The organism is Sphingomonas sp. R86521, from assembly GCF_042466235.1.
Taxonomy (GTDB): Bacteria; Pseudomonadota; Alphaproteobacteria; order Sphingomonadales; family Sphingomonadaceae; genus Sphingomonas.
The window spans coordinates 3529789-3542510 of the sequence record NZ_JAXHBY010000001.1; the positions used below are offsets into that span (position 1 = coordinate 3529789).

At 65.5% G+C, this 12722-nt stretch carries 14 protein-coding genes, 1 pseudogene and 1 riboswitch; of the genes and pseudogenes, 7 read left to right on the forward strand and 8 right to left on the reverse strand.

The features are described from left to right. Window positions 1–286 precede the first annotated feature (286 nt). Both SJY20_RS16260 and SJY20_RS16265 read right to left on the reverse strand, forming a co-directional pair. On the reverse strand, window positions 287–901 hold the full coding sequence (locus SJY20_RS16260) for a YbhB/YbcL family Raf kinase inhibitor-like protein (RefSeq protein ID WP_380787959.1): 615 nt from the start codon (window positions 899–901) through the stop codon (window positions 287–289). A 2-nt stretch (window positions 902–903) separates the two neighbouring features. Then, on the reverse strand, window positions 904–1401 hold the full coding sequence (locus SJY20_RS16265) for a hypothetical protein (RefSeq protein WP_380787961.1): 498 nt from the start codon (window positions 1399–1401) through the stop codon (window positions 904–906). Between the two features lie 80 nt (window positions 1402–1481). Between SJY20_RS16265 and SJY20_RS16270 the strand changes: the two genes are divergently transcribed. The 5 genes from SJY20_RS16270 (at window position 1482) to SJY20_RS16290 (ending at window position 4663) form a co-directional block, all read left to right on the forward strand. Next, on the forward strand, window positions 1482–1895 hold the full coding sequence (locus SJY20_RS16270; protein ID WP_380787963.1) for a DUF1810 domain-containing protein: 414 nt from the start codon (window positions 1482–1484) through the stop codon (window positions 1893–1895). 67 nt (window positions 1896–1962) lie between these two features. Further along, window positions 1963–2088: a hypothetical protein gene (locus SJY20_RS16275; RefSeq protein WP_277872726.1), complete on the forward strand. Its 126-nt coding sequence runs from the start codon at window positions 1963–1965 to the stop codon at window positions 2086–2088. Then, a complete protein-coding gene (gene ung, locus SJY20_RS16280) occupies window positions 2085–2777 on the forward strand; it encodes a uracil-DNA glycosylase (protein WP_380787965.1) in 693 nt (230 codons plus the stop codon). The genes SJY20_RS16275 and ung overlap by 4 nt, the downstream gene beginning before the upstream one ends. Next, on the forward strand, window positions 2774–3067 hold the full coding sequence (locus SJY20_RS16285) for an alkylphosphonate utilization protein (protein WP_380787967.1): 294 nt from the start codon (window positions 2774–2776) through the stop codon (window positions 3065–3067). The genes ung and SJY20_RS16285 overlap by 4 nt, the downstream gene beginning before the upstream one ends. Before the next feature lie 108 nt (window positions 3068–3175). Beyond that, complete coding sequence (locus tag SJY20_RS16290; protein WP_380787969.1) at window positions 3176–4663, forward strand: S41 family peptidase; 1488 nt, start codon at window positions 3176–3178, stop codon at window positions 4661–4663. Window positions 4664–4783: 120 nt separating this feature from the next. Here SJY20_RS16290 and SJY20_RS16295 read toward each other — a convergent pair whose 3' ends face one another. The 3 genes from SJY20_RS16295 to SJY20_RS16305 are packed head-to-tail and all read right to left on the reverse strand — an operon-like array spanning window position 4784 to window position 6081. Next, window positions 4784–5107, reverse strand: a complete 324-nt coding sequence (locus SJY20_RS16295) for a LysR family transcriptional regulator (protein WP_380787971.1) — start codon at window positions 5105–5107, stop codon at window positions 4784–4786. Window positions 5108–5166: 59 nt separating this feature from the next. Then, on the reverse strand, window positions 5167–5595 hold the full coding sequence (locus tag SJY20_RS16300; protein WP_380787973.1) for a VOC family protein: 429 nt from the start codon (window positions 5593–5595) through the stop codon (window positions 5167–5169). Between the two features lie 3 nt (window positions 5596–5598). Then, the gene (locus SJY20_RS16305; protein ID WP_380787975.1) at window positions 5599–6081 is read right to left on the reverse strand and encodes a GNAT family N-acetyltransferase; all 483 of its coding nucleotides are present in this window, start codon (window positions 6079–6081) and stop codon (window positions 5599–5601) included. A 96-nt stretch (window positions 6082–6177) separates the two neighbouring features. Between SJY20_RS16305 and SJY20_RS16310 the strand changes: the two genes are divergently transcribed. Both SJY20_RS16310 and SJY20_RS16315 read left to right on the forward strand, forming a co-directional pair. Further along, complete coding sequence (locus tag SJY20_RS16310) at window positions 6178–7329, forward strand: Fic family protein (protein WP_380787977.1); 1152 nt, start codon at window positions 6178–6180, stop codon at window positions 7327–7329. A gap of 71 nt (window positions 7330–7400) precedes the next feature. After that, window positions 7401–7596 (forward strand): annotated as a pseudogene (locus SJY20_RS16315) (CHC2 zinc finger domain-containing protein); the annotation flags it as partial. A gap of 759 nt (window positions 7597–8355) precedes the next feature. Here SJY20_RS16315 and thiC read toward each other — a convergent pair. The 3 genes from thiC to SJY20_RS16330 all read right to left on the reverse strand — a co-directional run bounded on the left by thiC (window position 8356) and on the right by SJY20_RS16330 (window position 12603). Beyond that, window positions 8356–10305, reverse strand: coding sequence for a phosphomethylpyrimidine synthase ThiC (gene thiC / locus SJY20_RS16320; protein ID WP_380787979.1), 1950 nt, complete (start codon window positions 10303–10305; stop codon window positions 8356–8358). Between the two features lie 34 nt (window positions 10306–10339). Next, a riboswitch (TPP riboswitch) is annotated at window positions 10340–10461 on the reverse strand. Window positions 10462–10545: 84 nt separating this feature from the next. Further along, the gene (locus tag SJY20_RS16325; protein ID WP_380787981.1) at window positions 10546–11556 is read right to left on the reverse strand and encodes a ferritin-like domain-containing protein; all 1011 of its coding nucleotides are present in this window, start codon (window positions 11554–11556) and stop codon (window positions 10546–10548) included. A 21-nt stretch (window positions 11557–11577) separates the two neighbouring features. Next, a complete protein-coding gene (locus SJY20_RS16330; protein ID WP_380787983.1) occupies window positions 11578–12603 on the reverse strand; it encodes a ferritin-like domain-containing protein in 1026 nt (341 codons plus the stop codon). Window positions 12604–12722 lie beyond the last annotated feature (119 nt).

The window sequence follows — 12722 nt, forward strand, 5'->3', positions numbered from 1 at the left end:
ATGTCCTGGTATCGGCGGACGGATGGTCCGGACGCCGCCAACCAAAGGACTCTACCATGTCGATCCGTTTCGCTTCCGCCCAACGCTTCACCCTCTCGTTCGTCGGCGCACTGATCTTCGCCGGCCTCGCCGTCAGCGCAGCTGTTCCCGTCCTGCCAATCGCCTGACCGGCGTTACAACCGGCGCTACAAGGAGCCTTTCCATGCGCAGCCTGCTCATCGGCCTAGCCGCCTTCTCGACGACCATCCTCCTCATCGTCACGCACGCCAGTACCGCGCTCGCCTGATCACGCCGGCGCGGCGACCCCGACCGGCCCGACCGGTGCCGGTTCGTCGCGCGAATAGGTCCCGATCAACAATCCAGCCGCGAGTACGTGGCCGCTGATCGCCTCCACCACGGCAGCCCGACCGGGCGTGTCACCCGGATCGCCTGCCCCAGGCCCCACGGCGAACAGCTGGAACGCATAGTGATGCTGGCCATGACCGCTCGGCGGATCGGGCGGTAGCCAGCCTTCGCGCAGATACGAATTACGGCCGACATCGCCCGCCGGGGTGCCGGCGCCGTCGGCGACGATCGCGCCCTCCGCCAGCCGGCCGGCATCGGCAGCGAGGCCCCAGACGATGGCATGCACCAGCGGTTGCGGCGCGGGGGCGTCGGCATCCTCGACGATCAGCACCAACGTCGCCGTACCCTCGGGCGGAGTGCCCCAGGTCAGCGGTGGCGAAATGCCGTCGCCGTCTGCGGTAAAGCGTTCGGGCAGGCGCGCACCGGCGGCAAAGGCCGGGCTGGTGAGGTCGATGGTGTCGAAATGCTGGCCGAGCTGGACGATCGACAGCTTGTCGGATCCGGCGCGCAGACCGCTCATCGCCTTGCCCAGCCAGGCGGGGATGTGTTCCAGCATGATCAGCTCTCCGTGGGACAGGCGCCGGCGCGCAGGACGGGTGCGGCACCGGCATACCAGCGACTGCGGTCACCCATCGTCGCGGTGTCGTGATGGCAGACTTCGGTCTTGCCGCCGGTGGGGTCGACCAGCACGGTCCAGTTGTGGTCGCCGCAATTATGCGCCTCGCAGCCCCAGGCCGCGACCTGCTTGCCGTGCATGAAGATCGGGGTTTCGGGACCGGAGCGATCCCGGACGAGCCGCCGCATCTTTTCGTCGCCGACCGCCGCGATCAGGCCATTGGCGACATCGGTGCGATCGAAGAATCCGACCCCGCCGACCGCGTCATGCGGGTATTTGCCGACATAGGCCGAGATCGGCGTGGTCTGCGCCTGGCCGGGAATGGGTTTCGGCAATTGCGTCGCGGGCGGCGTGAAATTGCTCGCGGCGAGCGCGGTGTCGGCTTTCTCGCCGCTGCACCCTGCTAGCAGCAATGCGGTTCCCAGCATGATCAGGCGCATGTCGTCCCTTTTCGTTTGCCATCCAACGCGTCGCCACGGCGGCGGTTGCGCGTGCCGGAGCATACGACCATTTTGTCAGAATGGACCATGACCTCGACCGCTTCGTCGCCGCACAGGACGGTGTGTACCGCCAAGCGCTCGCCGAATTACGGCGCGGCGCCAAGACCAGCCACTGGATGTGGTTCGTGTTTCCGCAGATCGCCGGGCTGGCGCGCAGCGCGATGGCGCAGGCCTATGCGATCGGATCGGCGGACGAAGCGCGCGCCTATCTCGCGCATCCGGTGCTCGGGCCGCGGCTGATCGAGGCGACTCAGGCGGTGACCGCGGCGAACGGCTCTGCGGAGGCGATCATGGGTGGGATCGATGCGGTGAAGCTGCGGTCGTCGATGACGCTGTTCGCCGCGGTCGCGGACGATCCCGCGCCGTTCCGCGCGGCGCTGGACCGGTTCTTCGGTGGGGCCGACGATCCGGCGACGCTGGCGCTGCTCAGATAATAGGGGTGCGTGAGCGCCAAGATGTGTAGCGTGGCGCCCGGCCCTTCCGGCCGCACGAGGAACCGTCATGGCCAAGAGCCAGAAAAAGACCAACAAGGAAGTGCGCAAGCCCAAGGCCGAAAAGGCACCCAAGGCGAACGCGTCCAACCCGACCACCAAGGGCAAGGCGGTGGAGATGACGACGATCAAATGATGCATCCGAGTTGGGTGCCGGCGCTGGCAGCCGACCGCGAGGCGACTGCGGCGCTGGAGCGCATGGTGGCGGCCGAGGAAGCCGCGGGAGTCCGTGTGTTCCCGCCCGCCGTGGACCGGTTCCGTGCCTTCGAACTGACGCCGCTCGACCAGGTCCGCGTCGTGATCCTGGGGCAGGACCCGTATCACGGCGAAGGCCAGGCGCACGGGCTGTCGTTTTCGGTCAGGCCGGGCGTCGCGGTGCCGCGCAGCCTGGCCAACATCTATGCCGAGATGGAGACCGACCTAGGCGTGCCGCGGGCGCGTCACGGGTTCCTCGAGCATTGGGCTACGCAGGGCGTGCTGTTGCTGAATGCGGTGCTGTCGGTGCCAATGGGGCAGGCGAACGGGCACCGCGGGCGTGGCTGGGAGGCGCTGACCGATGCAGCGATCCGCGCCGTCAACGCACAGCCGCAGCCGGTGGTGTTCATCCTGTGGGGTGCACATGCGCAGGCGAAGGCGGCGCTGATCGACGATGTCGGGCTGGGCGGCCGGCATCTGGTGCTGGCGTCGCCGCACCCCTCGCCGCTGTCGGCACGCCGGGGGTTCTTTGGATCGCGCCCCTTCAGTAAGGCGAACGCGTTCCTGGTGGACCATGGCCGGTCGCCGATCGACTGGGCGCTGCCCGAGCTTGAAAGCGACACGGTATGACTGACGAATACGTCTACGACGAAGCGACCGGCGAATGGGGTCCCGCGAAGGATGCCGCAGCCGCGGGCGACGATGCTGTGGTAGTGCGTGATTCGGTCGGCAATGTGCTGGCGGATGGCGACCAAGTGACGCTTATCAAGGACCTGACCGTCAAGGGTGCCGGGCAGACGCTGAAGCGCGGGACACTGATCAAGTCGATCCGGCTGACTGGCGACGCGCAGGAGATCGACTGCCGGTACGAGGGTATCAAGGGGCTGGTGCTGCGCGCGGAGTTCGTGCGGAAGCGGTGACGTGCGCCGCCCTGCGTTGACGACGACGAGCCTTGTAACACCGATGTCGTATTTCGACTGACAACCCCGCAATCGCTGCATAAGCTGCTGAAAAAGCGGGGACGATGTATGCGGCGGAGTTGGGGTGCGATCGTCGGGTTGGCGGCGTTGCTGGCGGGATGCGGCGGCGGTGGGGGCGGGTCCGGCACGGTTGCAGCGAGCCCCGGCGCGGGGTCGACACCCGCCCCCTCCCCCACGCCGACACCGACCGCCGTCGCAGGCTGTTCGTTGCGCGAGCGGCAGGACTGGGCGGCGGCGCAGTTGCGCGAATGGTATCTGTTCCCCGAGACGCTGCCGAGCACGCTCGACCCGACGCCGTACGGCACCGTCGGCGATTATGTCGACGCGCTGACCGCGACTGCACGGAGCCAGCGGCGCGACCGGTATTTCACCTATGTCACCTCGATCAAGGAGGAGGACGCCTACTACGCGTCGGGGCAGAGCGCCGGGTTCGGGATCCGGCTGGCACTGGACCAGACCGGGCAGCGCCTGTTCATCACCGAGGCGTTCGAGGGTGCGCCGGCGCTGAACGGCGGGGTCGACCGCGGCGCGGAGATCGTCGCGATCGGCACCACCGCTGCCAACCTGCGCACCGTGACCGCGATCGTCGCCGCCGAAGGGAGCGCCGGGCTGACCAATGCGCTGGGGCCGGACACTGCGGGCACGACGCGGGTGCTGCGGATCAGCGATGCCGCCGGCACCCGGACGGTGACGCTGGCCAAGACCGACTTTGCGCTGAACCCGGTGTCTAGCCGGTACGGCGCGTTGATCCTGAACGATGGCGGGCGGCAGGTGGGCTACGTCAACCTGCGGACCTTCATCACGCCGGCCGAGGCGCCGTTGCGTGCCGCGTTCGCGCGGTTCCGCGCCGCGGGCATCACCAACATCATCGTCGACCTGCGCTACAATGGCGGCGGGCTGGTGTCGGTGGCCGAGCTGGTCGGCGACCTGATGGGCGCCAACCGGTCGACCGCGGAAGTGTTCAGCTACACCAATTTCCGGCCCGAAAAGGCGGTGGAGAACGACACCAAGTTCTTCGCGCCGCAGCCCGAATCGGTGGCGCCGACGCGGGTCGCTTTCATCGGCACCGGCGGTACCGCATCGGCGAGCGAGCTCGTGATCAACGCGTTCATCCCCTATCTGCATGGCAATGCCGGGCTGATCGGGGGCAACACCTATGGCAAGCCGGTCGGGCAGATCGCGCTCGACCAGGCGGCGTGCGACGACCGGCTGCGGGTGATCGCGTTCGCGACGCAGAACGCGGCGCGGGGCGGCAATTACTTCGACGGGCTGGCGGGCACGGTCGAGGCGAGCTGCCGCGCGAACGACGATATCGGCTATCCGCTGGGCGATACGCGCGAGGCATCGACCCGCGCCGCGCTCGATTTCCTGGCGGGACGGAGCTGCACGCGGATCGGTGCGACCGCGACCTCGGCGGCCAACCGTGCTGCGTCGATCGACCACAGTGTCGCGCTGCCACCGAGCGAGGCACCGCGCGAGCTGCTGACGCCGGAGCGGCCGACGACGCCGCAGCGCGAGGTGCCGGGGTTATTCTGATCCGACGGATGTTAAGGCGGTAGCGCGGTTTTTCCGCGGAGGCGCCGCCGATGCGGCCGGGATGCGCCGCCGACGCGCCTGCGCCGCGACTGGTGCGCGACGGTAGCGGGCATCGCGGCGTCACGATCGCGCCTGCGGTGCAACGGGTGCGGGCGCCGGGGGGATGCCAGGCGCCGCGAACGGATCGGCGAGCGCTTGCGCGTGCGCCGCCAGCACGCGGTCCCAGATCCGGACGAACGGCGTACCGGCGAGCCGTGTCCGCAGCCGGTGCGCGCTCGACCGCGACATGCCCGCCGCGCGCGCCGCACCCGCGACGCTGCCGCCCTCCAGCAGCGCGGCGAGGAAGATGCGCTGCTTCGCCGGCGTCCACGTTGCGCGGCGCGCGCGGGGTGGGACCAGTGGCTGGTGCGGGACGACGCGGAGGGAGTCGGGCGAGTCTGTCATCCGCGAGTTTGGATCATGCCGTGCGAGTGTAGGACAGGCTTTTCTTGTTCGAGTCCCGCTTAGCTCCGCTCGCCGCGGTCACGCTCGATCAGGTCCCAGAGGTTGCCGAACGGATCGCGGAATACCGCGACGATGCCGTACGCGGCGCGTGTCGGCGCGCGGACCCATTCGACTCCCGCGGCGGTGTAGGCGGCATGATCGCGCGCGAAATCGTCGGTCGCTAGGAAGAACGCGACCCGCCCGCCGGTCTGGTTGCCGATCGCGGCGTGCTGGTCGAGGGTGGCGGCGCGGGCGAGGAGGATGGTGGCACCCTCCCCCGCATCGGCGCCGGTTGCGCCGGGCGGGCGGATCGTGATCCAGCGCTTGCCGTGAGGGGCGTCGTCGAGCGCGGTGTCCTCGACCAGCGAGAAGCCGAGCTTGCCGATGTAGAAGGCGAGCGCGGCGTCGTAGTCGGGGACGACGAGCGTGACGTGGGCGAGGTACGCCACCGCCTAGAGCGGGTAGCGCATCGCGACGTCGCAGCGCGCATAGCCGGCGCCGTAGCGGGCCATGATGTCGGCGTCGTGGACGAAGCCCGCCGCTTCGTAGAGGTGGATCGCGGTGGCGGATTTGCGGCTGGTGAGCAGATAGAGCGTGTCGATTCCGGGCATCGCACGCGCCGCGTCGATCAGCGCCGCGAGCAGCGCGCGGCCGGCGCCGGTGCCGCGCGCGGCGGGGAGGACACCCATCTTGGTCAGCTCGACCGCGCCGGGATCGCTCGGCATCAGCGCGCCGGTCCCGATGATCGCACCGCCGTCCCCGCCATCGTCCGCCTGCGCGAACAGGATGGTGCCGCCGCGGTCGACGATCGCTTCGCGCGGATGCGACAGGACGTGGTGGTCGTGCGGCTCGAGCACGAACATGTCCGCGATCCAGGCGGCGTTGATGGTGTGGAACGCGGGGGCGAGGGCGTCGGTGTAGGGGAGGATGCGCATCGGGGGACTTTGTACGGATGTGGAAACTCCAGCAACCACTTTTCACGAAACCACCTTTTCGTTGAAAGTGCCGCGGACACTTTGTAGTTCCGTGCAATGGACAAGAACGGTTTCGGCACGAAGGCTACCGGCATTTTGATGCCGACGATCGGCGCACGAAAGGCGTTCGTGCCCAACGCCCTGCCGCCGGCGATGGTATCTGTCGAACGGTTCCTGCCCGAACTGTCGCGGGCGACCCAAGCCGTTGGTGAACTCAAGGGCATCGGTCGCAGCGTGCCCAACCCGCTGTTGCTGATCCGCCCGTTGCAACGACGCGAAGCCGTGTCCTCGTCGAGCATGGAGGGCACGTACACGACGCTGACCGACCTGTTTCTGTTCGAAGCCGGTGCGGGGGAAGCGGCAACTCGTGGCGATAACCGCGAGGTGTTGAATTACGTGCGCGCCCTGGAAGGGGCGATCGATGGCCTTGATATACTGCCCATCTCGACGCGTTTGATCCGTGACGCACATCGCGTTTTGCTGAGTGGAGTCGCAAACAATCGCGGTGCATCCGTAGAGGCCGGCGAATTGAAACGCGACCAGAACTGGATCGGCGGGCGCGGACGGATCGATAGTGCACGCTTCATACCGGCACCCCCGGCGGAGACGCCGCGTGCGCTCGACAGCCTGATGGGGTTCGTCAATCGCGAGGTGCGCGCGTCGCCACTGATTGATGCCGCTCTGGCACATTATCAGTTCGAAGCGATCCATCCCTTTGCCGACGGCAATGGCCGCGTCGGACGCATGCTGATCACGCTGATGCTGATCGAAAACGGCACATTGCCGCAGCCGCTGCTGTATATGAGCCCGTATCTGGAACGTCATAAGGATCGCTATATCGACCTGATGTATGCGGTGTCGCGCGATGGCGCGTGGGAGGACTGGATCGCGTTCTTCCTGGAAGCGGTGGCCGTATCGGCGGAGGAAACGATCGCAGTCGTTGAGCGGCTGCAGGACCTGCAGCGCGCGTATCGTGACCAGTTCCAGACCGCGCGACGATCGGCGTTGATGCTGCGGATCATCGATCTGGCGTTCGAGCGGCCGGTTCGGTCGATCTCCGACTTCGCAGAGGCGCTGGGGGTGACGTATCAGGGGGCTGCAAACAATCTCAACGAACTGATCGCACAGGGTTTAGCCGAGGAGGTCGGCGGGACCTATCCTAAGCTGATTCGGTTTCCGGGGGTGTTGGCGGCGTTGCAGGTAGGCTGAAATTTGGACCAAACAGTGAACCCTCGATTGTGTTGCTTTACAGCACATAATAGCGGTGTTACCACACTGCCATGCCAGATAGATCGTCTCAGTCCCCTTCGGTCCCTCTATCGAGTTTGATTCGGGAAACCGTTAAGCTCACCAAAACGGGGAAAGAGTGGAAAGGTCTTTGTCCATTCCATCAAGAAACGACGCCCAGCTTTTATGTTAACGACGAAAAGGGTTTTTTCCATTGCTTTGGATGTGCCGCCCATGGTGATGCGAATGCCTGGATTTTGCGAGGCGCTACTTCTCAGATCGACAAGCAGGAAATTGACCTCGTAGTAAAAAAGGGGGGTGGTAAGCTGAATAGGTCAGAGACTGTAACGGTCCGCCTAGATCCAAAGCTAAACTATTTATGCGAACTCGCATCCCGTGCTAAGCGCCGAACAAAAAGCAGTTTCATAGAATGGGCTGTTGCTGAAGCACTAGGAAATATTAATATAAATGATCGCGATACTTTAGAGTCCTCTGGCAATCAGAGTTTGAAGAATCTTGCTCCCATTCTGTGGCATGTAGATGAGGCAGACCGGGTAGTTGCTTTATCACTTGCGGCACCAAACCTACTTACTCATGAAGAACAGATGATCTGGCGCTTAATTCGCGAAAATGGATACATTTGGCGCGGACGATACAATCATCAAGGTGACTGGGAATGGGACCTGACCGAAGAAAGCCTGATTCGGAACCGGCTGAGGGCAAGTTGGAGTAAGTTTAAGGCCGTTGCTTCGCAGGATGAGCCGGAAAGTATTCTACCGCAGTGGATCGCCCACAAGGGTAGCGACTTTGATGATGATATTCCGTTTTAGGATGCTTCGAATGTTCAGCGATCCCGCCCAAATCATCCTAGCATCTTCCTGCCTGATGTTGTCGCTTCGAGGCGTAATTTGGGCGTTCCGATGTCCTCGGGATAGCCCGAACTACAAGCTACCCCCGACAAATATGCTTTGGTGGCGCGAAGGTAAAGATCGTTAATTGTGAACCTGCCTAGGCAGTAGGCAGGTAGATCTCGCCGCCGCGTTCCTTAAACACCTCACTCATCGCGGCCATGCCCTTTTTCGCGTCCGCATGTGCACCTTTGGCAAAGAGCGCGCGGTCGGTGTCGCCTTGGGTGGCGTTGTCGGCCGCCAGGAACGTGTCCGCAGGGCTGTTCTGCTTCGCCGCGAAGTCGCGGACTTCCTGGCTGATCTGCATCGAGCAGAATTTGGGGCCGCACATCGAGCAGAAGTGCGCGGTCTTGGCGCCTTCGGCGGGGAGGGTCTGGTCGTGGTACTGCTCCGCGGTATCGGGATCCAGCGAGAGGTTGAACTGGTCGCGCCAGCGGAACTCGAAGCGGGCGCGGCTGAGGGCGTCGTCGCGCATCTGGGCGGCGGGGTGGCCCTTTGCCAGGTCGGCGGCGTGGGCGGCTAGTTTGTAGGTGACCACGCCGACCTTTACATCATCGCGGTCGGGGAGGCCCAGGTGCTCCTTGGGGGTGACGTAGCAGAGCATCGCGGTGCCGTACCAGCCGATCATCGCGGCGCCGATGCCGCTGGTGATGTGGTCGTAGCCGGGGGCTATGTCGGTTGTGAGCGGCCCTAGCGTGTAGAAGGGTGCTTCGCCGCAGACTTCGAGTTGCTTGTCCATGTTCTCCTTGATCTTGTGCATCGGCACGTGGCCGGGGCCTTCGATCATGACCTGGACGTCGCTCTTCCACGCTCGATGCGTAAGTTCGCCTAGCGTGTAGAGTTCGCTGAACTGCGCTTCGTCGTTGGCGTCGGCGATGCTGCCGGGGCGCAGGCCGTCGCCGAGGCTGTAGGCGATGTCGTACGCCTTCATGATCTCGGTGATCTCGTCGAAGCGCTCGTAGAGGAAGCTCTCCTTGTGGTGGCTGAGGCACCATTTCGCCATGATCGAGCCGCCGCGGCTGACGATGCCGGTGACGCGCTTGGCCGCCATCGGCACATAGGCGAGGCGGACGCCGGCGTGGATCGTGAAGTAATCGACGCCCTGCTCGGCCTGCTCGATGAGGGTATCGCGAAAGATCTCCCAGGTGAGGTCCTCGGCGACGCCGCCGACCTTTTCGAGCGCCTGGTAGATCGGGACGGTGCCGATCGGGACCGGCGAGTTGCGCAGGATCCATTCGCGGGTGTCGTGGATGTTGCGGCCGGTGCTGAGGTCCATCACCGTGTCCGCGCCCCAGCGGATCGACCAGACGAGCTTGTCGACTTCGGCGGCGACGTTGCTGGCGACCGCGGAGTTGCCGATGTTGGCGTTGATCTTGACCAGGAAGTTGCGGCCTATCGCCATCGGTTCGGATTCGGGGTGGTTGACGTTGTTGGGAATGATTGCGCGGCCGCGGGCGATTTCGTCGCGGACGAATTCGGGGGTGACGTAGTCCGGGATCGACGCGCCGAAGCTCTCGCCGTCGCGCTTGTAGTCCTTGAGCATTGCGCGGCCGAGGTTCTCTCGGGTGGCGACGTATTCCATCTCGGGCGTGATGATGCCGCGGCGCGCGTAGTGCATCTGGCTGAGGTTGAGGCCGGGCTTGGCGCGTAAGGGACGGCGGTGGGCGCCGGGGAATTGGGGGACGCCGCCCGAACGGTCGGGACCGAGCTGGCCATTGTCCTCGGGGCGGATTTCGCGGGGTTCGTAGCTCTCGACGTCGCCGCGTGCGGCGATCCAGCCGCTGCGGATCGGCGGCAGGCCGGCGTCGATGTCGATCGTCGCGCGGGGATCGGTGTAGGGGCCGCTGGTGTCGTAGACGCGCAACGGGGGTTCGCTGCACAATGGGTCGAGCACGATCTCGCGCATCGCGACGCGGACGTCCGGGCTGCCGGGCACCGCGACGTGGATTTTGCGCGATCCGCGGATCGGGCCGGTGGTGACGCCGATTGAGGATTGAGCCGCCGGCTGCGGGGTCGGGGTGCGCTCGATGATGCTTTCGATGTCGGCCACGTCTGTTCTCCATCTATGGGAGAAAACGGGCTCCGGGCGGACACCGCTCCCTCCCTACGCCGGTAAGCCCAGTACATGGGGCCGGATCAGGTTCAGCGGGTCGAAGGCTGCGGCCTTCCTCTCAGCTGCGACGAAGCAGCCCCCCGGGGATGAAGCGAGCATAGGCGCAAGGCGCAGCACTACAAATGAAAAAGGCCGCACCGGTTGCCCGGTACGGCCCTTTTTAAGCAAGGCGAAGGATCAGTTCGCGCCGCTGGTCCGCAGGGCGTCGGTGCGGTTGTTGGTGCCCGACGGGAAGAACCCGCCGCCGATCTTGGCGGTGTTGGTCAGGTAGGCGATGTTGTGCACCTGAGCGACCGTCCGGCTGAACGCGATGCCGCTGGCGTCGGTCGGCACGATGTTGGACGTGCCGGTCAGGCCGGTGCCCGTTCCGGTGATGCCCTGGTCGAGGTCGGATGCGCCATCGAGCGAATCGCGGGCGTTCGAGATCGCATCCGCCGAGGTCCGCAGCGACGGGGTCTGGACACCCTTTGCGTACAGGACGGTGCGGATCAGGCCGGCGTGATAGGCCTCGGCCGCGAGAAGGCCCGCTGCCGCTTCGAGATAGACCTTGCTGGTCAGCAGTGCGGCACCACCCTTGTACGCGGTGACGCCGACGTCCTCGAAGATGAACGCTGCGAGCAGGAAGTTCTCGTCGCTCGCGTAGGCATCGAAGGTGCCGGTTGCGGGGACCAGCCCGGCAGCGCGTGCTGCCGCGGTGAAGGCGCCGTTTGCGCCGCCATCGATGTTGAGGGCCGGAAGAGCGACCGCTGCGCTGCCCAGTGCGTTGCGCAGGAAGTTGACGTGCGCGACTTCGTCGCCGGCGATCTCACGCGCATATTGCTGCACGACGGGATCGGTGAAGTTCACCGCACGACCGCCGGTGACGGTACCCGCGGTACCGACGCCGTTGGTGACAGCTGGCGAAAGCGGCGCGCCGAACGCTGCGTAGGAGTAGAACGTCGCCTCGAGATATTCGAGGTTCAGTGCGAAGTTCAGCACGTCGACGTCGGTCTGAACCGGCGCAGTCGCGGTCGGCGTCGGGGTCGGCGTCGGCAGGTTCTCGCCGTCGTCCTGTCCGCATGCAGACAGCAGCGACATGCCCGCAGTAGCGGCGATGCCGCCGCCAGCGAACTTCATGAACTTGCGGCGGGCATTGCGACGCTCGTCGGAACGCTCGAGGATCTCGAGCATCAGATTGTTCTGGATCATCTTACTTGTCCTCTGCTCGGATCAGGCGTTGTTCGCGCTGGTCTTGATGCTGCCATTGACGCCCGCCGGGAAGAATCCGCCCAGGGTAACCGCCGCCTTGTTGAGATAGACGATGTTCAGCACCTGCGCCGCGCTGCGGCTGTAGGCGAGACCGCTCGGATCGAGCGGCACGATGTTCGACTGGAGGCCCGTGCCGGTGGTGATCGGCGAGATGCCCTGGTCCAGATCGGTCGTGCCATCGAGCGAATCGCGCGCGTCCGAGATCTTGTCGGCGCTGGTGAGCAGCGCCGGCTGTGCGGCAACCGCGGCCGTGGTGCCGAACGCCGGCGTGCCCATGCCCTTGCGGTACAGCACGGTGCGGACGATCGCGGCGTGATACGCCTCGACCGCGAGAATGCCGGCGGCAGCCTCGAGGTAGGTCTTGTTGGTGATCAGCGGGGCCGCACCCTTGTATGCGGTGACGCCGACGTCCTCGAAGATGAACGCGCCGAGCAGGAAATTCTCGTCCGACGCGTACGGATCGAAGAACGTCGGAGCAGCGGCAGTGCCGGCACCGATCAGGCCTGCGGCACGCGCTGCGCTGCTGAATGCACCATTCGGCGTGATGCCGACGTCGATCGCAGGCTGCGCGACCGCTGCGCTGGTCAGTGCGGCGCGGAGGAAGTTGACGTGCGCCAGTTCGTCCGCCGCGATTTCGCGCGCATATTGCGCGACGACCGGGTCGGTGAAGGTGACGGCACGGGCACCGGCGTTGAGCGCCAGCGACGTGGTGAGGACGGGCGTACCGACGCCAGTCGTCGAAGCGGCCGGGATCGGCGTGCCGAACACGGCGTAGTAATAGAAGTTCGCCTCGAGATATTCGAGGTTCAGCGCGAAGTTCAGCACGTCGTTGTCGGTAACGGCCTGCGCTTGTGCTGCACTTGCGAAGGCGAAAGCCCCTGCGCCGACGGCGGCAGTGCCTACAACGGCCTTGAAGAAGTCGCGGCGTTCGTTGCGCCGCTCGACGCGCGCGTCGAGTGCTTCAATAAGGTGCACGCTCTCAGTCATGTCAGGGTCCTCCCCTTTTGTTTGATCACGGATATGCCGGTCGAAACTGTCGTTGTACTCTGGCCGGTACTGACATCTCCGTCCAAAGTCAGATACGCACGAAAAACCCGTCCGGACGC